Below are 23,569 nucleotides of genomic sequence, written 5' to 3'. Positions count from 1 at the left end.
CCTTTATCTTTTGGCCCTACCGCTTATCTCCTGCTCATGAAGGATATCCGAGATGATCTGGCGGCCTGCCGCCTTTGTGCCGAGCGCTTCGCGGTGACCGCCACCCAGCATCGCCCGCGGCCCATCGTCTGGTTCAAACCCGGCGCGCGGCTGCTGATCGCCAGCCAAGCGCCCGGCAAACGGGTGCATGAGGCGGGCAAGCCGTTCTGGGATATGTCCGGCACCCGTCTGCGCGACTGGCTGGGGCTGGATGAGGCGACATTCTATGACCGCGACAGGGTCGCGATCGTGCCGATGGGCTTTTGCTTTCCGGGCTATGACGCCAAGGGCAGTGACCTGCCACCGCCGCGTATCTGTGCGCAGACTTGGCGCAAACCGGTGCTGGAGATGCTGCCCGATCTGCGGCTCACGGTGCTGATCGGGGCCTATGCGATGAAGTATCACCTGCCCGGATTTCGCAATGTGACCGAAGCCGTGGCGGGCTGGCGAGATCACCCGCCGGGGGTCTTTGCCTTGCCTCATCCGTCGTGGCGCAATACCGGGTGGTTGAACAAGAATCCCTGGTTCGCGGAAGAGGTCTTGCCCCGTCTGCGCACCGCCGTGTCCGAGGTGATGAATGACCGACCGCCAAACTGACCCCAAGACCGAGCCGACCCCGCTCGACCAAGCCCATGCCGCGATGACCTCCGCCCCCGACGACGATACGGCGCGGCTACGGTTTTACGAGCGTATCGCGGATGTCGAACTGTTCATGCTGCTTGAGGATGAGCCGCAGGGCGATCAAATCAGCCCCGTGCTGCTCGACGACAGCTACGTCATGGTCTTCGACCGTGCGGCGCGGCTCTCGGCCCATGTGGGGGAGGCGTCTCCTTACGTGGCGCTGTCGGGCCGTGCGATTGCCGCGATGTTGGAGGGGCAGCCCTTGGGCATGGCGGTCAATATCGGTGTGGCTCCGTCCGAGATCCTGCTGCCTGCCGAGGCGATGGACTGGCTGCGCAGCACATTGGCCCATGCGCCGGGCGAGGTGGAGGCAGGCATCGACCGCCTGTTCCCGCCGCAGGGGCTGCCTGAGACGCTGATCGCCGCGATTGACGCAAAGCTTGCCACGGCCACGGGCATGGCGGCAGGGGCTTTCCTTGTCGGCGTCGAATACAGCGGCGGCGGGCGGGGGCATCTGCTGGCCTTCGTCGGGGCGATCCCCCGGGCGCAAGACGCGCTGGTGCGCGCGGCGTCCGAGGCGCTGACCTTTTCGGGGATCGAGGCCGGGGCGATGGATGTCGGCTTCTTCGGCCCCAATGATGCGGTGGTCGAGAAGCTGGCCCGCGTCGGCCTGCGTTTTGACCTACCGCAGATGGAGCCTTTGCAAAACACGCCTCGGATGGCCCCGGGCAGCGATCCGGCGAAACCGCCGAAACTGCGCTGATCTTAACCTCTGGCAAGAAAAAGGCGGGCAGGGCATTTAAGCCCGCCCGCCTTTCTTATTCCATCCCGCCCGCTTTAGCGACGACGGTCGCGCCGGGCGCTCATCGGTTGGAAGGCGACGCCGACATGGGCTTCGCAATAGGGTTTGCCCTGCTGCACGGGCAGGCCGCAGAACCAGAAATCATCGGTCGCCGGGTCGCCCACGGGCCATTTGCAAGTGCGTTCGGTCAGCTCCATCAGGCCGATCTTCTTGGCCTTCTTCTCGACTTCGCTGACCTTGGCCAGCGCCTCTGGGCTGATCTCATTCGCCGACGGCTGCGGTGGCAGGGGTTGGCCTGCGGGGATGATCTGCTTGCGCGCGGGCAGGTTGGGTTTGGGCGCCGGGGCTGCGGCGGGCTCTTCGGCTTCGGGCGCGGGGGCGGCCTCGGCCTCCGGCTCGGGCGCGGCTTTGGCGGCGGGCTTTGCCTTGGCCTCGGCCTTGGGGGCTGCGGGCTTGGCCTTGGGCTCCGGCTTGGCCGTCGCTGCCGCGGCGGCGGGCGCGCCTGCGGTGCGGTTCGACAGGCCCAGACGGTGCACCTTGCCGATCACGGCGTTGCGCGTCACCCCACCCAGTTCCTTCGCGATCTGGCTGGCGGACTGGCCTTCGCCCCACATCTTTTTCAGTGTCTCTACGCGCTCATCAGTCCAGGACATACGGGGTTCCCCAGTTAAAAAGCGGCCCCTTAGCCCGGACCGCTTTGTCAGTGTATCGGCCCCTATTTTATCTTCTGGGGCCGCAGGTGCAAGCGCCGATGCCCTCCGGGGGCGGGGCGTTGCGATTGGGGCTTTACGTGGGGGATGCAGGGCGGCTATGCAAGAGCCATGATCAAATCCGCCACATATTCCATCCGACGACGCTTCGTCCGATAACATGGTGCCCCCTCGTTGGGGGGCGGCGTGATGGCCTGATCTCGCAGCATGTGTGCTGCATCCTTTCAAAAACAAGCAAATCCCATTGACCCTGCGCCAGCCCCATGCCCTTTTACCGGCGTGACACGGCCCTCTTTCAAGGACAAACAGATGATCCCTTCCGTTCTGCCAACCTATAATCGCGCCCCTTTGACCTTCGTCAAAGGCGAAGGCACTTGGCTGATCGAGGCGGATGGGCGACGTTTCCTCGACCTTGGCGCGGGGATTGCGGTGAACGCCCTTGGCCATGCGCATCCGGCGCTGGTAAAGGCGCTGACCGATCAGGCGCAGGCCTTGTGGCATACGTCGAACCTCTACCACATCCCGCAGCAAGAGGCGCTGGCCGACCGGCTGGTGGCCGAGACCTTTGCCGACACCGCCTTCTTTTGCAACTCGGGGACCGAGGCCTGCGAATTGGCGGTGAAGATGGCGCGCAAGTATTTCTATGAGGCGGGCCAGCCCGAGCGGGTCGAGATCATCGCCTTCAACGGGGCCTTTCACGGCCGCTCTTCCGCCGGGATCGCGGCGGCGGGGTCTGAGAAGATGACCAAAGGCTTCGGCCCGACGCTGCCGGGTTTCGTGCATCTCGACCTTGGCGACAGCGCCGCGCTTGAGGCCGCCATCACCGACAAGACTGCCGCCATAATGGTCGAGCCGGTACAGGGCGAGGGCGGTATCCGCGCGGTGCCGGATGCCGAGTTGCAACAGATGCGTGCGCTGTGCGACGCCCACGGGCTTTTGCTGATTTGCGATGAGGTGCAATGCGGCGTAGGCCGGACCGGGCGGCTTTTTGCCCATGAATGGGCCGGGATCACCCCCGATATCATGATGGTCGCCAAGGGCATCGGCGGGGGCTTTCCGCTGGGCGCGGTGCTGGCCACGGAGAAAGCGGCCTCGGGCATGACCGCAGGCACCCATGGCTCGACCTATGGCGGCAACCCGCTGGGCTGTGCCGTGGGTTGCGCCGTGCTGGACGTGGTGGCCGACGCGGCCTTTCTGGCCGAGGTGAGCCGCAAGGCGGGGCTGCTGCGCCAACGTCTCGAAGGGCTGGTGGCCGAGCATCCGGTGGTCTTTGAAGAGGTGCGCGGCGCGGGGCTGATGCTGGGGCTGAAATGCAAAGTGGCGAATGCCGATGTGGTTGCCTCGGGCTATGCCCATGAGCTGATCACCGTGCCCGCCGCCGACAATGTGATCCGCCTGCTGCCGCCGCTGACCATTTCCGACGATGAGATTGCCGAGGCGGTGACCCGGCTCGACGCCATCGCGCGTGACCTGACCCCGGCCTGAGCGCCATTCACCGCCATCATTCCTCGGGCTTTCAAGGCCGTGGCCTTGGACCCCGCAAGACAGAGACGACAGATGAACCATTTCCTCGATATCCACCAAACCGCCCCTGCCGATCTGCGGCAGATCATCGACAATGCCGCTGCCATGAAAGCCGCGCGCAATGGCCGCCCGCGCGGCGCGCCGGATGATGACCAGCCACTGAAGGATCACATGGTTGCGCTGATCTTTGAGAAGCCCTCGACCCGGACACGTGTCTCCTTCGACGTGGGCGTGCGTCAGATGGGCGGGCAGACGATGGTGCTTTCGGGCGCCGATATGCAGCTCGGCCATGGCGAGACCATTGCCGACACCGCCCGCGTGCTGTCGCGCTATGTCGATATGATCATGATCCGCACTTTTGAGGAGCAGACCCTGCTGGAGATGGCGGAATATGCCTCCGTTCCGGTGATCAACGGGCTGACCAACCGCACGCATCCCTGCCAGATCATGGCCGACATCCAGACCTTTGAGGAACACCGCGGCCCGATCAAAGGCCGCAAGGTGGTTTGGTCGGGCGACGGCAACAATGTCTTTGCCAGTTTCGCCCATGCGGCCAAGCAGTTCGACTTCGATCTTGTCTTCACCGGGCCGGAGCCGCTCGACCCCGAGCGCGCGCTCGACGGGCTTTATACCACCGAGCGCGACCCGCAGAAGGCCGTGGAGGGCGCTGATCTGGTGGTCACCGACACATGGGTCAGCATGCATGATCCGCAGTCGGCGCGCGAGCGGCGGCACAACCAGTTGCGCGGCTATCAGGTTAACGATGCGCTGATGGCACTGGCCAAACCGGATGCGCTCTTCATGCATTGCCTGCCCGCGCACCGCGATGACGAGGCGACAAGCTCGGTCATGGACGGGCCGCATTCGGTGATCTTTGACGAGGCCGAAAACCGTCTGCACGCGCAGAAAGCCGTCATGCGCTGGTGTCTGGGCGCATGAGCGACGGCCCCCGCATCGTTGTTGCGGGCGCGGGGGCGGTGGGCTGCTTTGTCGGCGGGCTGCTGGCCGGAGCGGGCCATGCCGTGACCCTGCTGGCGCGGCCCCGCATTCAGGCCGAAATCCGCACCCATGGGCTGACCCTCACCGATTTCGGCGGCATGGCGCGTTACCTTTCGGCGGATGATCTGAGCCTTGGGGGGGATGAGACCTGTCTGCGCGATGCCGATATCGTGCTGGTCACAGTCAAATCGCGCGATACCGAAGACATGGCCCGGCTGATCGCCCGCCACAGCGCGCCGGGCGTGCAGGTCATCAGCCTGCAAAACGGCATGGGCAACCGCGCGGCCTTGGCCCGGCACCTGCCGCAGCATGATCTGCGGGCGGGGCTGGTGCCGTTCAACGTCGTGGCGATGGGGCAGGGCTGCTACCACCGGGCAAGCGCGGGCGATCTGGTGATCGAGGCGGGCCCGGCTGATCTGGCCGCGCGCCTGTCGCTGCCGGACCTAAAGGTAGAGGAGCACGCCAATATCACCGCCCTGCAATGGGGCAAGTTTCTGATGAACCTCAACAACGCGCTGAATGCGCTGAGCGGCCTGCCGCTCCAAGCGCAGTTGCAGGATCGGGCGTGGCGGCGTCTGATGGCCGATCAATGGGCCGAGGCGCTGGCGGTCTTGCGTGCCGGCAAGATCCGCCCCGTCCTGACCTCGCCGATCCCAGCCCGACTGGTGCCGACGCTCCTGCGTCTGCCGACGCCGATTTTCACCCGCGTCGCCGCGGCGATGTTGCAGATCGACCCGCAGGCGCGGACCTCCATGGCGCAAGACCTCGCCGCGCGCCGCCCGACGGAGATCGACGCGCTTCAGGGGGAGGTGCAGCGCCGCGCAAGGGCGCTTGGCCGGGCGACGCCGGTGACGGATATGGTGCTGCGGGTCATGGGCTGGGCAGAGCTCGCAGGCGAAGGGCTGCCGCATTTGCCGGTCGCCGCCCTGCGGGCCGAAATGGCGGCAGGGCAGGACCGACAAGAGGGGTGAGGCGCGCCCGCGCCTGACCTTAGTTCACAAAGGCGTTCAACACCCAAAAGACGATGCCAGAGAGCAGCGCCGCTGCGGGCACGGTGATCACCCAAGCCGCGACAATGGTCATGAAATGCGAGCGGCGCACCAGCTTGCGGCGGCGGCGCTCTTCCTTGGCGATGCGCTTGACCTCTCCGGTCTTGGCCCCGATCCGGCGCAGGCGGCGCTCCATATGCCACTCGCGGTAAAAGCCCACGCCAAAGACCCCGCCCACGGCGATATGGGTGGAGGACACGGGCAGGCCCAGCCACGATGCCACGATCACCGTGATCGCAGCCGAAAGCGCCACGCAATAGGCGCGCATCGGGTTCAGCTTGGTGATCTGGCTGCCGACCATGCGGATCAGTTTCGGCCCGAAGAGGAACAGGCCGAAGGAAATGCCGAAGGCGCCGATGATCATCACCCAGGTGGGGATGCTTACCTTATCCTCGAAACCGCCGAACTCGGTCGCATGGACGATCGCCGCCAGCGGACCCACCGCATTGGCCACGTCATTGGCCCCATGGGCAAAGCTGAGCAGGGCGGCAGAGAGCACCAGCGGCAGGCCAAAGAGCGTCTTGACCGAACGGTTGCGGTTCTCCATCCCTTCCGAGGCGCGGCGGATCAGCGGGGCGGAGATGGCATAGACCACCAGCCCCGTCACCAGCCCGATGATCAGGGCGACCGGCATGTCGATGCTGATGATCTTTTTCAACCCCTTCAGCGCCAGATAGGCGGCAAAGACCCCGGCCATCAGCCCCACCAGCACCGGCACCCAGGTGCGCGAAGCGGCGATCTTGTCATCTTGATAGAGGATGCGCGCTTTGATGAAGGCCAGGAACATCGCCGCCACGGCACCGCCCAACACGGGCGAGATCACCCAGCTTGCGGCGATCATGCTCATCGAGCTCCAGTTCACCGCGCCAAGGCCCGCTGCCGCGATGCCAGCCCCCATGACACCGCCGACGACCGAATGGGTGGTCGAGACCGGCGCGCCGACCCATGTGGCAAGGTTGACCCAGAGCGCGGAGGAGATCAGCGCCGCCATCATCGCCCAGATGAAAATACGCGTATCCGCCACGCTCGACGGGTCGATGATGCCCTTGGAAATGGTCGAGACGACATCGCCCCCCGCCAGCAAGGCCCCGGCGGATTCGCACAAGGCCGCAATGACAATCGCGCCGCCCATGGTCAGCGCATTGGCCCCCACAGCGGGGCCCATGTTGTTGGCCACGTCATTCGCGCCGATGTTCACCGCCATATAGGCGCCAAAGACCGCCGCCGCGATCACGACAAAGCTGGAGGGTTGATGCCCAAAGAATACTGCCGCAACGGCACCTGCCACCACGATAAAGGCCAGCGCGATGCCCGGCGCCACGAGGGGGCGGGCGACATAGGTCGCGGCCAGTTCGACTTGCGAAATGCGGTTGAGGTCTTTGTCCAGCGTCTTCCACTGGCTGCCCTGCGGTTCCGTTGCCATTCCTGTATGATCTCCGATCCTAACGTTCAGCGGGGGGTGACATAAGGCTACCGAGGGCGCAAGTCACCCTGTCACAAAATTGTAACATCCCGAAACGGGCAGGGGCGGCAATGGGGCAGGAGGGACAGGGCACCGGACAGCGGCCCGGTGCCGAAGGGGCTTAATGGAAGGCGGATAAGATTGCTTTAAGATCAGGCTCATCCACGAGTTCCGACGCCTCTTGCGGGGTGAACCACGCGCGTTTGCGCATGCCCGCTTCGGGGTATTCCTCGCTCAGATCGCGAACGCGGGTGAGATAGACCTGTGTGGTCACGGGCACGGTCAAGCCTTCGCCGAGACCCTTGTCATAGTCGAAAATGCCCATCGGATCGGATTCGATATCCGCTTTGGTCACGCCGGCCTCTTCCCATGCTTCCTGCAAGGCGGCACCGGCGCCGTCGAGCCCGTCGATCGGCCAGCCCTTGGGCAAAATCCAGCGGCCCGTGTCTCGGCTGGTGATCAGCAGAACCTTTTTGCCCGCCTCGGTGTCGCGGTAGCACAGGGCGGCAACCTGCACCCGGCGGGGACGTTTGAAAATAGGAAGGACCATATCCTCCCATGCGCGTCTAAATACTTGTGTCATTACAGAACTATGCCTCGGTCGGGTGTTTTTCTTGTTATCCCCGCATTATATAGTCTTCCCGAACGCAAATCAAACTGCAGCGCGCCGGATCGGCGGGCTTGGCAGTATGACCGGCTAGAAATGAGGCATGATCGTTATGGCAACTGGCACGCAGGCGGACGGACGCGCGGCACAGGGCGCAGGCGCCGATATCGGGGTATACGGGCTGGGCACCATGGGCTCGGCACTGGCGCTGAACTTGGCCGACAGTGGCTTTACCGTCGCCGTCAGCAACCGAGAGGCCGACTGGATCGCGCCGTTCCTTGACGAGGCCGGACCGCTGGCCGAGCGCCTGATCGGGACCGAGCGGCTTGAGGATTTCGTCGCCGCCATCGCCCGCCCGCGCAGCATTCTTTTCATGATCCCCTCCGGCGCGCCGGTCGATGGGATGATTGAGGCGATCAAACCGCTGCTGGACGAGGGCGACACTTTGATCGACGGCGGCAACGCCGATTTCCACGACACCCGCCGCCGCAGTGCCGAACTTGAAGGCACGGGGCTGCATTTCGTCGGCATGGGCGTGTCGGGTGGTGAGGCCGGGGCGCGCAATGGCCCGTCGATGATGGTCGGCGGCAGCGCGCATTCTTGGACCCAGTTCAAACCGATGGCCGAGAAGATTGCCGCGCAATTCGAGGGCACGCCTTGCGTGGCGCATCTCGGCCCCGATGGGGCGGGGCATTTCGTCAAAACGGTGCATAACGGCATCGAATATGCCGACATGCAGATGATCGCCGAAGTCTATGGCCTGCTGCGCGATGCGGGCGGGCAGGGCGCGGTGGAGATTGGCAACCTCTTTGCCGAGTGGCGCAAGGGGCCGCTGAACTCCTACCTGATCGAAGTCTCGGCCGCCGCGCTTTTGTCGGTCGACACCCAGACCGGCACGCCGATGGTCGATGTGATCCGCGATCAGGCCGGGCAAAAGGGCACCGGGCGCTGGACCTTGATCGAAGCGCTCAAGATGGGACAATCGGCCAATACCATCGAAGCCGCCGTCGGCGCGCGCGGATGGTCGAGCGAGAAGGCCGTGCGCGAAATGGCCGAACCGCTGCTGCCCGAAGGCGTGCAGGACGCGCCGCTGCCCGAGGTCGCGGATCTGGAGATGGCCCTTTTGGCGGGTCGGATCATCGGCCACGCGCAGGGCTTTCGTATTCTTTCGGCGGCGTCAGAGGAGTTTGACTGGTCGCTTGACATGGCGCGGATCTCCGAGATTTGGCGGGCAGGCTGCATCATCCGCTCGGCGCTCTTGGACGCGTTCGCCGATGCCTTCCGGGGTGAGTTGCCCGGCGGGCATCTGATCCTTGCCCCCGCTATGCGCAAACGCTTGGAAGAGAGCATTCCGGCCCTACGCCGGGTGGTGGCGGCGGGCGCATTGTTGGGCGTGGCGCTGCCCGCGCTGTCGGCGGCGCTGGCGTGGTACGACAGCATGCGCCGGGCGCGCGGCACGGCGAATATGATCCAAGCGCAGCGCGATTTCTTTGGTGCGCATGGGTTTGAGCGGATCAGCGAAGAGGGCAAGTTCCACGGGACGTGGACGCCTCTGCCGTAAGAGGGCCCATAAGTCCGGCAACAAGTCGAAAGCGCTAGACAATCGCCCGCCCGGTCGGGGAGGCGATTTAGCTATGGGCGGAACACGACTAAAAGCGCACCCATGGTTGCGCAGGATCACCACCCCGCGGGCAGGCGATGGTCCTCGTCACACCACAGCGAACGGGTCCACCGGATAGCTCACATGCGCCAGATATAGCCCCTGCGGCGGGCAGACCGGCCCGCAGGCGGCCCGGTCCTTTGCCGCGAGTGCTGCACCCATATCCGCCACGCTCCAAGACCCCGCGCCGACCCGCTCCAGCGACCCCACGAAGCTGCGCACCTGATTGTGCAGGAAGGACCGCGCGCGCACGTCGAAATGATACTCCGTCCCGGCCATGGTCTCGACCGGCGAGATCTGGAGCCGGTCGAGCGTTTTCACCGGGCTTTCCGCCTGACAGACTGTCGAGCGGAAGGTGGTGAAATCGTGTTTGCCCACCAAAAGATCCGCCGCCGCCTGCATGGCCGCGACATCTAGGCGGTGTTTGATCTGCCAGACCAGCCCCGCTTGATGCACCGCCGGGGCACGGCGGCTGAGGATGCGGAAGTGGTAGCGCCGCTCAAGCGCCGAAAAGCGGGCGTGAAAATCCTCGGGCGCCAGCACGCAATCGGTGATCGCGATGGGCTGCGGCTTAAGGTGATAGTTCAGCGCCTCGCCCAGCCGGAAGGGCGACCAATCGCGGGCCATGTCGCAATGCGCAACCTGCGCCAGCCCATGCACCCCGGTATCGGTGCGCCCGGCGGCGGCGATGGTGTGGTCACCGGGTTCCAGCTTGGCCAAAGCGGCTTCGATCGCGCCTTGCACTGTGGGCTGGTCAACCTGACGCTGCCAGCCGTTGAAGGGCGCGCCGTGGTATTCGATTTTCAGGGCATATCTGGGCATGACCGGGGCCTTAGCGCGGGCGGGCGCTTCTGGCAATCCCCGGCTGCCGACCCTATGTTGAGGCCAAAGAAAGAAGGACGGGCGCAGCTTTGGGTATCACAGGCATTGCCGACGGGATTTGGCGGCAGTTTGAGAATGTCACCGACACGGTGGGCGAGACGTTTTTCGAGCCGGTGATCCGGCTTGGGGTCACGGGGCTTGCGCGTTCGGGCAAGACGGTTTTCATCACCTCGCTGGTGGCCAACCTGCTGGACCGAGGCCGGATGCCGGGGCTGCTCGCGGCCTCCGAGGGGCGGATTGAGGCGGCGTTTCTGCAGCCCCAGCCCGACGATACCGTGCCCCGGTTCGAGTATGAGACCCACCTCGCCGCGCTGACCGGAAAGACGCCCCATTGGCCAGAAAGCACGCGGGCGATTTCGGAACTGCGGCTCTCGCTCAAGGTGCGGCCCAATGGTTTGCTGGCAGGTCTGCAAGGGCCACGCACCCTGCATCTGGATATCGTGGATTACCCCGGCGAATGGCTGCTGGATCTGGCGCTGATGGATGTCACCTATGCCGAATGGTCGGCGCAAGTCATTGAACGCATCGCCGCGCGTGAAGAGGCGGCGGGCTACCGCGCGCTGGCCGAGCAGACCGACCCCCATGCCGAGTTGGAGGAGACCACCGCCCGCAGGCTTGCCGACAGCTTTGCCGACTATCTGCAAACCGCCCGCGCCAAGGGCTATTCCGACTGCACGCCGGGGCGGTTCCTGCTCCCCGGTGATCTCGCCGGATCGCCGGTGCTGACCTTTGCGCCGCTGCCGGGATCGGAAGGCGCGCCGCGCAAATCGCTGATCCGCGAAATGGCGCGGCGGTTCGAGGCCTATAAGAAACAGGTGGTGCAGCCCTTCTTCCGCGATCACTTTTCGCGGATCGACCGGCAGGTGGTGCTGGTTGACGCGCTTGGCGCGATCCACCAAGGGCCGCAGGCGGTCGAAGACCTGCGCGGCGCCATGGCCGATATTCTGGGCGCGTTCCGGCCGGGAACGAACAACTTTCTGACCACCCTCTTGCGGGGCAAACGGGTTGAGAAAATCCTCTTTGCCGCGACCAAGGCCGACCATCTGCACCACAGCCAGCATCCCCGGCTGAGCGGTATCATGCAGGCGCTGATCCGCGAGGCGCGGGACCGGGCGCAATATGCGGGCGCGGGCACGCGGGCCATGGCCATCGCCAGCCTGCGCGCCACGACCGAAGACGTGATGACCCATGGGGGAGAGCCGCTTGACGTGGTGCGCGGGACGCTCTTGAACGAGGATGAGACGCGCGGGCGGCGAGCGGCCTTCTATCCCGGTGAACTCCCCGAAGACCCGGCCCATCTCCTGACCCCCGCGCGGCAGGGCGCGCAGGAATGGCTGGGGGCGGATTATCAGATCATGCGCTTTGCCCCGGCAGTGTTGGACCTGCGCCCCGGCGACGGGCCGCCGCATATCCGGCTCGACCGCGCGGCGGAATTCCTGATTGGGGATCGGCTGTGAGCGCGGTTGTGACACGCTCCGCCACCCTGCGCCCGGCGCAGCCGCTCGACGCGGGGGCCGTGGGCGGCATCATGAGCGATTTCGCCCGTTACACCGCTTGGTTGCCGCGCATTCATACCGGCGCCGAGGATATCGCCCATGCCGATGCGATGATCGCCCGGGGCTGGGTCACTGTGGCCGAGCGGGAGGGCCGCGTCGCCGGTTTCGCGGCTTGTCAGCGCGGCGCATTGGATGCGCTTTTCGTGGCGCGATCGGCCCGGGGGCAGGGCATCGGCTCGGCCCTTTTGGGCGCGTTAAAGACGCGGCATAAGTCACTGACCTGTTGGACCTTTCAAGCCAATGCGCAGGCCATCGCCTTCTACCGCCAACACGGGTTCGCCGAGACCGGACGCGGCGATGGCAGTGCCAATGACGAAGGGCTGCCCGATTTGACATTGCACTGGCAAAGGGAGGCCGCCTGATGGCCCGCGGACCGATCCTGTTCGACCTCGAAGAAGACGCCAAGCCACAGCCCTCGGTCGCCGATGCGCCCGCCGTGCCCGAGTTGGACGTCGAGGCTCCGCCGCCCAAGGGCCAAGCGATGCAGATCGCCGCCCGGCTTGCCGCGCGCAAACCGTCGCGCTTGGTGCGGCTGTTCTGGGCGCTGGCGGGGGCATTGGTCACGGCGCTGGTTTCGATCGCGGCTTGGACCTTCGTGACAGACCTGATGGCGCGCTACCCGCTGCTCGGCTGGGCGATGACGCTGCTGATCGGGGCGTTTCTGCTGGTCCTCTTGTTGCTGTCGCTGCGCGAAATGGCGGCCTTTGGACGGCTCGCGCGGCTCGACGGGCTGCGCCATGACGCGGGTCAAGCGCTGGCGCAGGGGGATCTGACCGCCGCGCGCAGTGTCACGGACCGGCTTGAGGCGCTTTACAAGCACCGCGAGGATACCCGCTGGGGCCGCGACCGGCTGACGGAGCTGCGCGGCGACCAATTCGATGCCGAAGCGCTTCTGGGGCTGGCCGAGAGCGAGGTTCTGGCCCCGCTGGACCGTGCCGCCACGCGTGAGGTCGAGGCCGCTGCCCGGCAGGTCGCCGCCGTCACCGCGCTGGTGCCTCTGGCGCTGGCAGATGTCGCCGCCGCCCTCAGCAGCAACCTGCGGATGATCCGACGCATCGCGGAAATCTACGGCGGGCGGTCGGGTTTTTTCGGCTCGTGGCGGCTGACCCGGGCGGTGCTGTCGCATCTGGTGGCGACGGGGGCCGTGGCCGTGGGGGATGATCTGATAGAGCCGCTCTTGGGCGGGTCCATCGTCGCCAAGCTGAGCCGCCGTTTCGGCGAGGGGCTGGTGAACGGGGCGCTGACCGCCCGCGTTGGCGTGGCCGCGATCGAGGTTTGCCGCCCGCTGCCCTTTGCCCGCGAAAAACGCCCCGGCGTGCGGGGCATCATCAAACGCGCGCTGACCGGCGTGCTGGGCGACGGTTAACCGGTCAGGCCGCGTCGACCGCCTCCCGCACCGCGCGCAGGGGGTGCTGGATCAGGCCGGGCCAAGGGGCGACCTGCAAGCCGGGGGCGTAGCCCCACTGCGCAGCCTCGCCCGCCTGTGCCGTCGTCATCTGCGTGGCCCCGGCGTAGGTCCGGTTTCCATCGGCGATACCTTCGGGCAATGCCGCCTCGGGCAGGTCGACGAAACGCGCGATCCGGCGCAGGGCGCGGGGGGCATCGGCGACGATATCCTCGTATCGTAGGACCATCACCGCATGCAGATAGGGCAGGTCATCCAGCATCTGCGCCTGCGCCGCGATCCAGTGGTCGATCAACGCCTGCGCCGGCGCATCGACCCATGACACGACCGAGGCGGCGACAGCCTCGGGGTGGCGCAGGACGACGATGAATTGCGACATGGGAAAGAGTTGTTGCATCAGCCGCATGCGGGTCAGGTTCACCGGCGATTTCTCGACCCGCCAATGCAGGTTCGGGGCAAACCACGGCGCCCAATCCTGCGTCAGCCGGGTCTTCGTCTCCAAACTGTTGAGCGGATGCGCCTCGGTCAGATGTTCCTCTGGGTTGGTCGCGAAATGCATGGGCCGCCCGGATTGCGCCGTATGGGGGATGGCCCCTTGCAGATAGACCCCCTCATTTTCGGGCGCTGCCGATCCGGTGATGCCGCCCGCGCCGGGCAGGGCATTGGCCAGGCGATTGACCAGCGAGGTGCCAGAGCGGTGCAGCCCGCCGATGAACAGGTAGCGCGGGGGGATTTCTGTGGGCATCGGGGTGGCTCTGATTGAGGAGAGAGGCGGGGTTCAGTGGCAGGCACCTAGGGCGGTCATGCCCCCTGTCCACAAATGTATGCATTAACATTTGTTATCGGAACGGATGGGCCGTGAGGGGGTCACCCCTGCATAAGGAGATCCATACATGTTCATTTGTCACATTGCCCTCGGGGGCTGCCTCACGGCGCCATCTGTTAACTACGGTGTGACTGAAGACACCGGCGGTCACATCGCCTATATCTTGGGGGCGGCCCACGCGCAGTCGGCGCGGGGGGATGTGGATGCGGTGCAGATCGTGACCCGCGCATTCGATGAACCGACCCTTGGTGCCGTACACGCCCAGACCGATCAGCAAGTTAGCCGTGGCCTGTCGATCCGGCGGCTTTGGACAGCGGAGCGGGGATATCTCAGCAAGGAAAACCTCGCCGCGGAGATTCCCGCGCTGGTCGAGGTGTTTTTAGAGGATCTGGCGCGGGCCAAACGGCTGCCGGATGTGATCCACGCGCATTTCGCCGATGCGGCGCAATTGGCGCTGGCAGCACGGGCGCGTTTCGGCATGCCGGTAATCTATACCCCGCATTCGCTGGCCCTGAGCAAATCGGGGGCCGAGGTGGACGCCGCCCGCGTCGCGGCGGAACGGCGCGCGCTGTTGGAGGCGGATGCGGTGGTGCTTTCTTCCCGCGATGAGGCCGAGGTGCAGGTCGCAGCCTATGGGGCGGATGCGCAGGCGCGGGTGCACCGCGTCTCTCCGGGCGTGTCGCTGCGCCGCCCGACTGAGGCCGGGGCAGGCCGTGCGCTCTTGGCTGATCGGTTGAGCGACCCCGACCGCCCCACGCTGCTCGCCGTGGCGCGCCCCGTGGCCCGCAAAAACCTTACGACCTTGGCGCGGGTCTATGCGCAAAGCCCCGCTTTGCAGGCGCGGGCGAACCTTGTGATCCTTGCCGGTCAGCATGGCGATGCGCTTCAGGCGAATGCAGAGGCGCGCGCGGAGCTGTCCCGCCTGCGAGAGACGTTGGAGGTGCCGAAGCTGCGTGGCAAAGTGGCGCTGCCGCCGCGCCATACGCAGGGCGATGTGGCCGCCCTCTATGACCGCGCGGCGCAAACCGGCGGGGTCTTCGTCAACCTCGCACTGCATGAGCCCTTTGGCCTGACCATGTTGGAGGCGGCATCGCATGGCCTGCCGGTGGTGGCCACGCGCGAAGGCGGGCCTGCCGATATCGTGGCGGACCTTGGCCATGGTCTCTGTGTGCCGCCTTGCGATGATACGGCCATCGAGACGGCCCTGTTGAAGCTGTTGGACGATCGCGCATTCTGGGCCGCGGCATCGGAAGCCGGGCGCGCTCATGTCGGGCGCTACGACTGGTCGAAATGGGCCGAGGAAGTGCAGCACATCTGCGAGGATATCCGCCACGCCGCGCCGATGACAACGCCCGCGCCGGTGCTGCTGGCCAGCGATATCGACAACACGCTGACGGGCTGCGCCCCATCCGCGGCCCTGTTCAACGCATGGATCGCCCGCGACCGCCCGCTTTTTGCCGTGGCCACGGGGCGCAGCCTGCCCGAGGCGCGCCGCATCCTGCGCGATTGGAACCTGCCCGCCCCGCGTGTCTTTATCACCTCTGTCGGGACCGAGGTCTATCTTCCCGATGCCGAGGGGCGGCTTTGTCTGGATGAGCGTTTCGCCCAAAAGCTCGACACCGGGTGGGACCGTGCCCGAGTGGAGCGGGCGCTGAAGGACTTCGGCTTTAACTGGCAAGCGCCGGTTGAGCAGCGGCGGTGGAAGCTTAGCGGTTTCGGCGACACGCGCACCGCGCGCCGGTTGGAGCGGCATTTGGCCCGGCGTGGTGCGGCGGCACAGATCGTCGCCTCGCATGGGCGGCTGATCGATGTTCTACCCTTGGCGGCGGGCAAGGGGCCTGCGGTCTGTGCCGCCGCGCGGCGGTTGGGCATGCCGATGGACCGGGTCGTGGTGGCCGGGGACAGCGGCAATGATTTCGACATGTTGCAGGCGGTGGAGGATGGCCCGGGCCGGGGCATCTTGGTGGGCAATGCGATGGATGGGCTGCGCGAACGTCTGAGTGGCAGACGGCTCTACCACGCGCGCGCGGCGCACGCCGCCGGTGTCTTGGAGGGGCTCGAGACCTTTGGCTTCGCCCTCAACGCGATGGAACCGCCCGTGAAGATGGTGGCGCAATGACGCGGCCCATCGGTTACTTCGTCCACCATCAAGGCCGGGGCCATGCGGAGCGCTGCGCCGCCGTGGTCAACGCGCTGCCCGAAAGCCAGCCGGTGACTGTCTTCTGCGCGAAACCGGACATTTTCCCCGCCTTCACCCGGGCGGTGGAGGTCATCACCCTGCCATCGCTTTTCGAGGCGACAGGGGCCGAGGACATCAACGACACCACCAGCGCTCCGGATACGGTGCATTGCGCGCCGCTTGGCTGGCCCGGCATTCGGCAGGCCATGGCGCAACTGGCCGCTTGGTTTGCCAGCGCCAATCCGGTGCTGATGATCAGCGATGTCTCGGCAGAGGTGGCGCAGCTTGCGCGGATCTGTTCGGTGCCGCATGTAAAGGTGCTGCAACACGGCCAGCGTGGTGATCCGGGGCATCAGGCGGCCTATGATGGGGCGGTCGGTCTGCTTTGCCCCGCCGCCAAGGCGCTGGCGCAGCCGGACTGGCCCGCGCGGCATATGGCCAAGACGCATTTCGCCGGAGGCTTGGGCGTCGATGTGAAACGCCCCGATCCGGCGCGGCGTGCCAAGTTGCGAGAAAGGCTTGGCGTCGGGCCAGAGCAGCGCATGGTGCTGGTCATGTCGGGCGGGGGCGGCACGGGGTTCGCCTCTGCGCCTTTCGGCATCGCGGCGCGGGCAATGCCTGAGACGGCCTTCATCACCATCGGGCGCATGGCGCGCGATTGGCACGCCACCGAACCCGCCAACCTGCGCCATCACGGATGGGTCGAGAACGCGGCGGATTATCTGGCGGCTGCGGATATGGTCGTGGCTTCGACCGGGAACACCACCTGCCACCAGATCCTTGCGGCAGAGACCCCGTGGCTCGCCGTCCCGGAGTGGCGCTATTTCGACGAACAGGTCGAAAAGGCCGAGGCGTTGGCGCGGGCGGGGGCGGCGCATCACCTGCCGCATTTCCCCTCGTCCGCCGCAGCGTGGCGCCGCGCGATCCAAACTACCTTCGATGCCCATGACCCGGCCTTGCAACGGGCCTTGGTCAACGAGGATGCCGCGACAGAGACGGCCAATTGGCTGATCGGCCTTACCGACCAGCTGCTATCAGAAACAACTAAAGATACCGGAGACTTACATGACGTCGTTCACCCCATCCGTGCCTGAGAATACCACAGTTAGCGCGCTGACGCTTGCGCGCGGGCGGGCGGCGCATCTGCGCAATGTGATCCTTGGCCTGACCCGTCAGACCCGGCAGCCGGATGAACTGGTGATCGGGGTCATGCAGGACAGGCTTTACGACGACCTGCCGCAGACCGATTTCCCGATCCGGCAGGTTCAGGTGACAGGCAAAGAGCTCCCGCTGTCGCGCGCGCGCAATACCGTCGCGGCAGAGGCCACGGGCGACTGTCTGGTCTTCCTCGACGTGGATTGCATTCCGGCGCCGGAACTGATCGCCGATTATATGGGCTATGCGGTGCCGGGCAACGGGCTGATCATGGGCGAGGTCAACTACCTCCCGGCGGGAACCGCCACCGAAGGTTGGAATTATCCCAAACTGGAGGCCGTGGCCGTGCGCCATTCCGACCGTCAGGGGCCGCCCGCCGAAGGCTTGAAACGCTGCAATGACTACCGCTGTTTCTGGTCGCTCAACTTTGCCATCCACCGCGAAGATTGGGACCGCTCCGGCGGGTTTGACGAGCGATACACCGGCTATGGGGGGGAGGATACGGACTTTGGCCGAGAGTTGGACGAACGCGGCGTGCCGATCCATTGGGCGAAGGGCGCGAAGGTGTTTCACCAGCACCACCCGCATTGCATGCCGCCGATCCACCACATCCCCTCGATCCTGCGCAATACAGAGATTTTCGCCGACAAATGGGGCCACCGGACCATGAACCATTGGCTCACCGCCTTTCGCCTGATGGGGCTGGTGGGGACGGATGGCGATGCATTGGTGCAGCTGCGTGAACCGGATGCAGATGACTTCGCGCTTTGCGAGCAGCAGTCGGACCAGCCTTACGCCAATACCGCGCGGGTGCTGCGCTATCTGCGCGGCGAAGAGCGGATTGCGGCGGAATGACCCTAGGCATCGCCATCGTCGGCCATATTCGCCATCCCATCGCCGCCCCCTTCAAGGGCGGGATGGAGGCGTTTACCCACGGGCTAGCCCGGATCCTGGCCGGTCGCGGCCATGAGGTGACCCTATTGGCCAGCGGGGACAGTGCTGCGAGCCTGCCGCCGGGGGTGAAGCTGCTGCCGGTCTGTGACGCGCATTACGACGCGCGTTTTCCATGGCATGACTTTCACGGCACCGATGCGCTGAACGACCATCTCGACGCCTGCTATGCCCGCGCCGCGCGGCTCTTGCTGGAGGGCGGCTTTGACGTGGTGCACAATAACGCGTTGCACCGCTTCCTGCCGCGCCTGTCGCGGGCGGAGCGCCTGCCAATGGTGACCTCGCTGCATATCCCGCCCTTCAAAGTGCTGCACGGCGCGCTGACGGATGGGGCGGCGCCTTGGCATCTGTCCTCCGTCGTCTCGGCCCGACAGCGGGGCATCTGGTGGCCCGAGGGCGCGCCCGAGACGGCGCATGTGGTGCACAACGGGATCGACCTTGACGAATGGCCTCAAGGCGGGGCGGGGGATGGCAGCGCCGTTTGGGCCGGGCGGATCACCCCGACCAAGGGCACCCATCTGGCGGCAGAGGCGGCGCAGATCGCCGGGGTGCCCCTGCGCATCTATGGGGTGGTCGAGCATCAGGATTACTTTAACGATATGGTAAGACCGCATCTTTATGGCGATGTGGCCTATGTCGGGCATCTGGAAACGGCGGCGCTTGGGGCGGCCTATGGGCGGGCCTCGGTGGCGCTCTTCACTCCGCAGTGGGAGGAACCTTTTGGCCTTGCTGCGGTGGAGGCGATGGCGACGGGGCTGCCTGTCGCCGCGACCCCGCATGGCGCGGTTGAGGAGGTGCTTGGCGAGGCGGGTGTCATCGCGGTAGAGGATAGCGCGGATGCCTTGGCGGGTGCTTTGTTGCGCGCGCGCGATATCGCCGCCGAAGTGCCCCGCGCCCGTGTGGCACGGCTCTTTGATGCGCAGGCGATGGTGACGAAGTTCGAACGGCTCTACCATGCCGCCCGGGCGCAAAAGGGTGTTGCCCTGCCGCGTAAAACCTACCCGGCGATTGCCTTGCAGGTGGAACATGCGCCGCAGCCTCTAGCAGAGGCGGGTTAAAGCGCCGCTTCCGCTTGGGGCATATAGAGGTAGGCAGGCTCGAACTGGCCGACCTTATGCAGCCCCGCACGGTCGTGGATCAGCAGCTTGCCGCCCGTCACGGCACAACAGCCATGTTCGCGCAGCTCGCGCAGGGTGCGGCTGACATGGACCGAGGTGAGGCCGGTGGCATCGGCGATATCGGTCTGGCGCAGGTTGAAGGGCAGGCTTTGACGCTCCATTCCATAGGCGGCGGTCATGCGGGCGTCGAATTCGCTCAGGAAATTCGCCACCCGCGCCAGCGCGCGCATGGCGCTGTTGCGCATCACCCAATGGCGATGGATGGAGGCATCGACCAAGGTCATTAGCCAGAGTTTCCGCGCCATCTCGACATCGCCATTAAGCAATTCGCGCAGCGGCTCGTGCGAGATGATGGCGACCCGTGTATCGGTCAGCGAGATGACATCGTGGTCGAGTTGTTTCAGCGGAAAGGCGTGCAGATCGACAAACTCCCCGGGGAATTGGAGGGCGACGAAGGTGCTGCGGGCGCGCTGTCCGCGTGGCACGCTGCGCGCGATCAACCCATCCAGCAACAGCAGGCTGTGATGCAGTAAATCGCCCCGTCGGCTGACCACGCTTCCGGCCGTGAAATGCTTGTGTTGGGTCATCAGCGGGGCAAGTTTGGCCCATTGCGCGCCGCTCAGGTGGTCTACCATGCCCGCAGGCTTCACGGACATGTCGTGATAAAAGGTGTCTTTAATCGTCACACGCAGGTCTTTCCGCCCATTAAAAATAACGCGGTAGCCACGATGCAGGGTCCGCGTGAATTCAGCTCTGTCGAATGCCCTATGATGCTGTTTTCGCCGAAAAATTCAAGCGAAGGCCGGGGATCATAAAAAATGTTAAGTTCGGCGGCCTGCGTTTTAGGTAGCGTTTTCCACCCTGATTGTCGCGCCTCTTCCGGGGCTTGTCGGGGCAGGGGGGGCTGTTTATAAGCGGGCGCATGACACGCCTCACCGCGATCATTATTCGAATTATATTCCCGGCGCTCTGAGCAATTGAGACGCCGGGCCGAGGTGCTTGAGCCATTCGCACCGACCGAGATCGAAACACCCCCAAATGCCTGAAGGACGCCCCCCATGTGCGCCGAGACCCCCGACTACAAAGCCACGCTGAACCTGCCCAAGACCGATTTCCCCATGCGCGCCGGACTGCCCAAGCGCGAGCCCGGCTGGCTGGAGCGGTGGGAGAAGATCGGCGTCTATGATCGCCTGCGCGAGAAAGAGGGGCGCAAGCCCTTCACGCTGCATGATGGTCCGCCTTACGCGAACGGCAACCTGCACATCGGCCATGCGCTGAACAAGACGATCAAGGACATGATCGTGCGCAGCCATCAGATGATGGGCTATGACGCGCGCTACATCCCCGGCTGGGATTGCCACGGCCTGCCGATCGAGTGGAAGATCGAGGAGCAATACCGCAAGAAGGGCCGCGACAAGGATCAGGTGCCGATCAACGAGTTCCGCGCCGAGTGCCGCGACTTCGCCGCCAAATGGGTCGATGTGCAGCGCGAGGAATTCAAGCGCCTCGGCATCACCGGCAATTGGGAAAACCCCTACCTCACCATGGATTTCCACGCCGAGCGGGTGATCGCCGAGGAATTCATGAAGTTCCTGATGAACGGCACGCTCTACCAAGGTTCCAAGCCCGTGATGTGGTCGCCGGTCGAGAAGACCGCGCTGGCCGAGGCGGAGGTCGAGTACCACGACAAGGAAAGCTTTACCGTCTGGGTGAAGTTCAACGTCGTCGGCACCGACAGCGATCTCGACGGCGCCAAGGTGGTGATCTGGACCACCACGCCTTGGACCATGCCCTCGAACAAGGCCGTGGTCTATGGCGAGGGGATCTCCTATGGCCTTTACGAGGTCACCGCCACGCCGGACGAATGCTGGGCCAATGTGGGCGACCGTTACCTTCTGGCCGACGATCTGGCCGCCGATGTGCTGGGCCGCGCACGGCTCGAAGATGGCATGTGGCAGCGTGTGCGCGGCGTCGACAATGACGAACTGGCCAAGGTCTCGCTCCAGCACCCCTTTGCGGGGGCCGAGGGCGCGAATGGCGAATGGGACGATCTCCGGGACTTCCGCGCCGCCGAATTCGTGACCTCGGACGAGGGCACCGGCTTTGTGCATTGCGCGCCGTCCCACGGTCTGGAGGAATACGAGCTTTACCGCGACCTCGGCATGTTGCCGCAGGTCATCACCTACAACGTGATGGAGGATGGCCGCTTCCGCGACGATCTGCCCTTCTTCGGCGGCAAGGCGATCCTCAAGCCGAACGGCAAGGAAGGCAACGCCAACAGCGCCATCATCGACAAGCTCGTCGAGGTCGGCGGCCTGCTCGCGCGCGGCAAGATCAAGCACAGCTACCCGCATTCCTGGCGCTCCAAGGCGCCGGTGATCTACCGCAACACGCCGCAGTGGTTCGCCGCCATCGACAAGAAAGTGGGCGACGGGCTGGACCAGAACGGCGAGACCATCCGCGAACGCGCGCTGACCTGCATCGACACAGTCAACTGGGTGCCGAAATCCGGCCGCAACCGGCTCTATTCCATGATGGAGGCGCGGCCCGACTGGGTGCTGAGCCGCCAGCGCGCCTGGGGTGTGCCGCTGACCTGTTTCGTGCGCAAGGGCGTGGCGCCGACGGATGAGAACTTCCTGCTGCGCAATGAAGAGGTGAACCAGCGCATCGTGGAGGCCTTCGAGGCCGAAGGCGCGGATGCCTGGTATGCGGAAGGTGCCAAGGAGCGCTTCCTCGAGGGCATCGTCGACCCGGCGGCGTTCGATCAGGTAACCGACATCCTCGACGTGTGGTTCGACAGCGGCTCGACCCATGCCTTCACCCTGCGCGACCGTGAGGACGGGACCGAAGACGGCATCGCCGATGTCTACATGGAGGGCACCGACCAGCATCGCGGCTGGTTCCATTCCTCGCTGCTGCAATCTGTCGGCACCACGGGCCGCGCGCCCTATCGCAACGTGGTGACCCATGGTTTCACGCTGGATGCCAAGGGCATGAAGATGTCCAAGTCGATCGGCAACACCATCGTGCCCGAGAAGATCGTGCAGCAGTATGGCGCGGATATCCTGCGGCTCTGGGTGGCGCAGACCGACTATACCGCCGACCAGCGGATCGGGGATGAGATCCTGAAAGGCGTGGCCGACAGCTATCGCCGCCTGCGCAACACCATGCGCTACATGCTGGGCGCGCTGAGTGACTTTTCCGAGGCGGACCGCGTCGACCCGGCTGAGATGCCGGAACTGGAGCGGTGGGTGCTGCACCGGGTGGCGGAACTCGACAAGGTGGTGCGTGACGGTTTCGCGCGTTTCGACTTCCAGGGCGTGTTCCAAGCGGTCTTCACCTTTGCCACGGTCGATCTTTCGGCCTTCTACTTCGATATCCGCAAGGACGCGCTTTATTGCGATGGCGACACCCTGCGCCGCCGTGCCGCGCGCACGGTGCTGGATATCCTCTTCCACCGTCTGACCACATGGCTGGCGCCGGTGCTGGTCTTCACCATGGAAGAAGTCTGGTTGGAGCGCTTCCCGGGCGACGATTCCTCGGTGCATCTGGTCGACATGCCCGAGACGCCCGAAGCATGGCTGAACCCGGAACTCGCGGCGAAATGGGCCAAGGTCCGCGCCGCACGCCGCGTGGTGACCGCAGCGCTCGAGGTGCAGCGGACAGAGAAGGTGATCGGCGCGTCGCTTGAGGCGGCACCGGTGGTACATGTCGAGGACGCGGCGCAGCGGGAGGCGTTGGAGAGCGTGTCCTTCGAAGATGTCAGCATCACCTCCGACATCACCGTGACCGGCGATCCGGCGCCGGCCGAGGCGTTCCGCATGCCCGAGACCGATGGCGTGGCCGTGGTCTTTGAAAAGGCCGAGGGCGCGAAATGCGAGCGCTGCTGGAAGGTGCTGCCGGATGTCGGCACGCATGAATACCCCGGTGTCTGCGGGCGCTGTGATGAGGCTGTGCGCGAGGCGTTGGTGGAAGCCTGAGGGTTTCTAAGAGAGTGATCGAACGGGCGTCGGGGAACCGGCGC

20 protein-coding genes are annotated in these 23,569 nt (G+C 65.4%); 14 read left to right on the top strand and 6 right to left on the bottom strand.

What is annotated here, in order from left to right; genetic code table 11:
• Positions 1 to 36 precede the first annotated feature (36 nt).
• Together ACGYK7_RS09385 and ACGYK7_RS09380 are read left to right on the top strand one after the other, a co-directional pair.
• A complete protein-coding gene (locus ACGYK7_RS09385) occupies positions 37 to 636 on the top strand; it encodes a uracil-DNA glycosylase family protein (protein ID WP_394401413.1) in 600 nt (199 codons plus the stop codon).
• Positions 617 to 1,423: an SseB family protein gene (locus ACGYK7_RS09380; RefSeq protein WP_394401410.1), complete on the top strand. Its 807-nt coding sequence runs from the start codon at positions 617 to 619 to the stop codon at positions 1,421 to 1,423. The genes ACGYK7_RS09385 and ACGYK7_RS09380 overlap by 20 nt, the downstream gene beginning before the upstream one ends.
• A gap of 74 nt (positions 1,424 to 1,497) precedes the next feature.
• Here ACGYK7_RS09380 and ACGYK7_RS09375 read toward each other — a convergent pair whose 3' ends face one another.
• Entirely contained in the window at positions 1,498 to 2,115 is a 618-nt protein-coding gene (locus tag ACGYK7_RS09375) for a GcrA family cell cycle regulator (protein WP_394401407.1), read from the bottom strand.
• Between the two features lie 366 nt (positions 2,116 to 2,481).
• Here ACGYK7_RS09375 and ACGYK7_RS09370 point away from each other — a divergent pair, with 366 nt between their 5' ends.
• From ACGYK7_RS09370 to ACGYK7_RS09360, 3 genes are all read left to right on the top strand, one after another.
• Positions 2,482 to 3,657, top strand: coding sequence for an aspartate aminotransferase family protein (locus ACGYK7_RS09370; RefSeq protein ID WP_394401404.1), 1,176 nt, complete (start codon positions 2,482 to 2,484; stop codon positions 3,655 to 3,657).
• Between the two features lie 72 nt (positions 3,658 to 3,729).
• Positions 3,730 to 4,635, top strand: coding sequence for an ornithine carbamoyltransferase (argF, locus tag ACGYK7_RS09365; protein ID WP_394401401.1), 906 nt, complete (start codon positions 3,730 to 3,732; stop codon positions 4,633 to 4,635).
• Positions 4,632 to 5,666, top strand: coding sequence for a 2-dehydropantoate 2-reductase (locus tag ACGYK7_RS09360; RefSeq protein ID WP_394401399.1), 1,035 nt, complete (start codon positions 4,632 to 4,634; stop codon positions 5,664 to 5,666). The genes argF and ACGYK7_RS09360 overlap by 4 nt, the downstream gene beginning before the upstream one ends.
• A gap of 19 nt (positions 5,667 to 5,685) precedes the next feature.
• Here the strand turns inward: ACGYK7_RS09360 and ACGYK7_RS09355 are convergent, their stop codons facing one another.
• Complete coding sequence (locus ACGYK7_RS09355) at positions 5,686 to 7,167, bottom strand: inorganic phosphate transporter (RefSeq protein ID WP_394401396.1); 1,482 nt, start codon at positions 7,165 to 7,167, stop codon at positions 5,686 to 5,688.
• Between the two features lie 160 nt (positions 7,168 to 7,327).
• The gene (locus tag ACGYK7_RS09350) at positions 7,328 to 7,756 is read right to left on the bottom strand and encodes an NUDIX hydrolase (protein ID WP_231886276.1); all 429 of its coding nucleotides are present in this window, start codon (positions 7,754 to 7,756) and stop codon (positions 7,328 to 7,330) included.
• 169 nt (positions 7,757 to 7,925) lie between these two features.
• Between ACGYK7_RS09350 and gndA the strand changes: the two genes are divergently transcribed.
• A complete protein-coding gene (gene gndA / locus ACGYK7_RS09345; protein ID WP_394401638.1) occupies positions 7,926 to 9,374 on the top strand; it encodes an NADP-dependent phosphogluconate dehydrogenase in 1,449 nt (482 codons plus the stop codon).
• Positions 9,375 to 9,521: 147 nt separating this feature from the next.
• Here the strand turns inward: gndA and truA are convergent, their stop codons facing one another.
• Positions 9,522 to 10,295 (bottom strand): tRNA pseudouridine(38-40) synthase TruA, encoded by a 774-nt coding sequence (gene truA, locus ACGYK7_RS09340; protein WP_394401392.1) that lies wholly within the window; start codon positions 10,293 to 10,295, stop codon positions 9,522 to 9,524.
• A gap of 89 nt (positions 10,296 to 10,384) precedes the next feature.
• On the opposite strand from truA, the gene ACGYK7_RS09335 reads away from it, so the two are divergent.
• The 3 genes from ACGYK7_RS09335 to ACGYK7_RS09325 are packed head-to-tail and all read left to right on the top strand — an operon-like array spanning position 10,385 to position 13,277.
• The gene (locus ACGYK7_RS09335; protein WP_394401389.1) at positions 10,385 to 11,812 is read left to right on the top strand and encodes a YcjX family protein; all 1,428 of its coding nucleotides are present in this window, start codon (positions 10,385 to 10,387) and stop codon (positions 11,810 to 11,812) included.
• Positions 11,809 to 12,273, top strand: a complete 465-nt coding sequence (locus tag ACGYK7_RS09330; RefSeq protein ID WP_394401386.1) for a GNAT family N-acetyltransferase — start codon at positions 11,809 to 11,811, stop codon at positions 12,271 to 12,273. Before ACGYK7_RS09335 ends, ACGYK7_RS09330 begins: the two co-directional genes overlap by 4 nt.
• Positions 12,273 to 13,277 (top strand): YcjF family protein, encoded by a 1,005-nt coding sequence (locus ACGYK7_RS09325; RefSeq protein ID WP_394401383.1) that lies wholly within the window; start codon positions 12,273 to 12,275, stop codon positions 13,275 to 13,277. Before ACGYK7_RS09330 ends, ACGYK7_RS09325 begins: the two co-directional genes overlap by 1 nt.
• 4 nt (positions 13,278 to 13,281) lie before the next feature.
• Here ACGYK7_RS09325 and ACGYK7_RS09320 read toward each other — a convergent pair whose 3' ends face one another.
• The gene (locus tag ACGYK7_RS09320) at positions 13,282 to 14,061 is read right to left on the bottom strand and encodes a sulfotransferase family protein (protein ID WP_394401380.1); all 780 of its coding nucleotides are present in this window, start codon (positions 14,059 to 14,061) and stop codon (positions 13,282 to 13,284) included.
• Between the two features lie 148 nt (positions 14,062 to 14,209).
• On the opposite strand from ACGYK7_RS09320, the gene ACGYK7_RS09315 reads away from it, so the two are divergent.
• From ACGYK7_RS09315 to ACGYK7_RS09300, 4 genes are read left to right on the top strand one after another with little or no spacing between them, the layout of a single operon-like run.
• Positions 14,210 to 16,261 carry an HAD-IIB family hydrolase gene (locus ACGYK7_RS09315; protein ID WP_394401377.1) on the top strand — a complete coding sequence of 684 codons (2,052 nt, stop codon included), beginning with the start codon at positions 14,210 to 14,212 and terminating at the stop codon, positions 16,259 to 16,261.
• Positions 16,258 to 17,415 carry a glycosyltransferase gene (locus ACGYK7_RS09310; protein ID WP_394401374.1) on the top strand — a complete coding sequence of 386 codons (1,158 nt, stop codon included), beginning with the start codon at positions 16,258 to 16,260 and terminating at the stop codon, positions 17,413 to 17,415. Before ACGYK7_RS09315 ends, ACGYK7_RS09310 begins: the two co-directional genes overlap by 4 nt.
• The gene (locus tag ACGYK7_RS09305; RefSeq protein WP_394401372.1) at positions 17,387 to 18,331 is read left to right on the top strand and encodes a glycosyltransferase family 2 protein; all 945 of its coding nucleotides are present in this window, start codon (positions 17,387 to 17,389) and stop codon (positions 18,329 to 18,331) included. The genes ACGYK7_RS09310 and ACGYK7_RS09305 overlap by 29 nt, the downstream gene beginning before the upstream one ends.
• Positions 18,328 to 19,485: a glycosyltransferase gene (locus ACGYK7_RS09300; protein ID WP_394401370.1), complete on the top strand. Its 1,158-nt coding sequence runs from the start codon at positions 18,328 to 18,330 to the stop codon at positions 19,483 to 19,485. The genes ACGYK7_RS09305 and ACGYK7_RS09300 overlap by 4 nt, the downstream gene beginning before the upstream one ends.
• Here ACGYK7_RS09300 and ACGYK7_RS09295 read toward each other — a convergent pair.
• Positions 19,482 to 20,231, bottom strand: a complete 750-nt coding sequence (locus ACGYK7_RS09295; protein ID WP_394401367.1) for a Crp/Fnr family transcriptional regulator — start codon at positions 20,229 to 20,231, stop codon at positions 19,482 to 19,484. The genes ACGYK7_RS09300 and ACGYK7_RS09295 overlap by 4 nt on opposite strands.
• Positions 20,232 to 20,603: 372 nt before the next feature.
• Here ACGYK7_RS09295 and ileS point away from each other — a divergent pair, with 372 nt between their 5' ends.
• Complete coding sequence (ileS, locus tag ACGYK7_RS09290; protein ID WP_394401365.1) at positions 20,604 to 23,525, top strand: isoleucine--tRNA ligase; 2,922 nt, start codon at positions 20,604 to 20,606, stop codon at positions 23,523 to 23,525.
• Positions 23,526 to 23,569: the final 44 nt, after the last annotated feature.

Source organism: Sulfitobacter sp. 1A15299 (genome assembly GCF_043556915.1).
Lineage (GTDB): Bacteria > Pseudomonadota > Alphaproteobacteria > Rhodobacterales > Rhodobacteraceae > Sulfitobacter.
The sequence above is the reverse complement of the archived record's forward strand: the minus strand, read 5'-3'. Positions and strand labels throughout refer to the sequence as shown.

Bases quoted from the DNA above. Each gene is read 5' to 3' on its own strand.
- ACGYK7_RS09385 (WP_394401413.1), top strand. From the start codon at position 37: ATGAAGGATATCCGAGATGATCTGGCGGCCTGCCGCCTTTGTGCCGAG.
- ACGYK7_RS09380 (WP_394401410.1), top strand. From the start codon at position 617: ATGACCGACCGCCAAACTGACCCCAAGACCGAGCCGACCCCGCTCGAC.
- ACGYK7_RS09375 (WP_394401407.1), bottom strand. From the start codon at position 2,115: ATGTCCTGGACTGATGAGCGCGTAGAGACACTGAAAAAGATGTGGGGC.
- ACGYK7_RS09370 (WP_394401404.1), top strand. From the start codon at position 2,482: ATGATCCCTTCCGTTCTGCCAACCTATAATCGCGCCCCTTTGACCTTC.
- argF (WP_394401401.1), top strand. From the start codon at position 3,730: ATGAACCATTTCCTCGATATCCACCAAACCGCCCCTGCCGATCTGCGG.
- ACGYK7_RS09360 (WP_394401399.1), top strand. From the start codon at position 4,632: ATGAGCGACGGCCCCCGCATCGTTGTTGCGGGCGCGGGGGCGGTGGGC.
- ACGYK7_RS09355 (WP_394401396.1), bottom strand. From the start codon at position 7,167: ATGGCAACGGAACCGCAGGGCAGCCAGTGGAAGACGCTGGACAAAGAC.
- ACGYK7_RS09350 (WP_231886276.1), bottom strand. From the start codon at position 7,756: ATGGTCCTTCCTATTTTCAAACGTCCCCGCCGGGTGCAGGTTGCCGCC.
- gndA (WP_394401638.1), top strand. From the start codon at position 7,926: ATGGCAACTGGCACGCAGGCGGACGGACGCGCGGCACAGGGCGCAGGC.
- truA (WP_394401392.1), bottom strand. From the start codon at position 10,295: ATGCCCAGATATGCCCTGAAAATCGAATACCACGGCGCGCCCTTCAAC.
- ACGYK7_RS09325 (WP_394401383.1), top strand. From the start codon at position 12,273: ATGGCCCGCGGACCGATCCTGTTCGACCTCGAAGAAGACGCCAAGCCA.
- ACGYK7_RS09320 (WP_394401380.1), bottom strand. From the start codon at position 14,061: ATGCCCACAGAAATCCCCCCGCGCTACCTGTTCATCGGCGGGCTGCAC.
- ACGYK7_RS09315 (WP_394401377.1), top strand. From the start codon at position 14,210: ATGTTCATTTGTCACATTGCCCTCGGGGGCTGCCTCACGGCGCCATCT.
- ACGYK7_RS09310 (WP_394401374.1), top strand. From the start codon at position 16,258: ATGACGCGGCCCATCGGTTACTTCGTCCACCATCAAGGCCGGGGCCAT.
- ACGYK7_RS09305 (WP_394401372.1), top strand. From the start codon at position 17,387: ATGACGTCGTTCACCCCATCCGTGCCTGAGAATACCACAGTTAGCGCG.
- ACGYK7_RS09300 (WP_394401370.1), top strand. From the start codon at position 18,328: ATGACCCTAGGCATCGCCATCGTCGGCCATATTCGCCATCCCATCGCC.
- ileS (WP_394401365.1), top strand. From the start codon at position 20,604: ATGTGCGCCGAGACCCCCGACTACAAAGCCACGCTGAACCTGCCCAAG.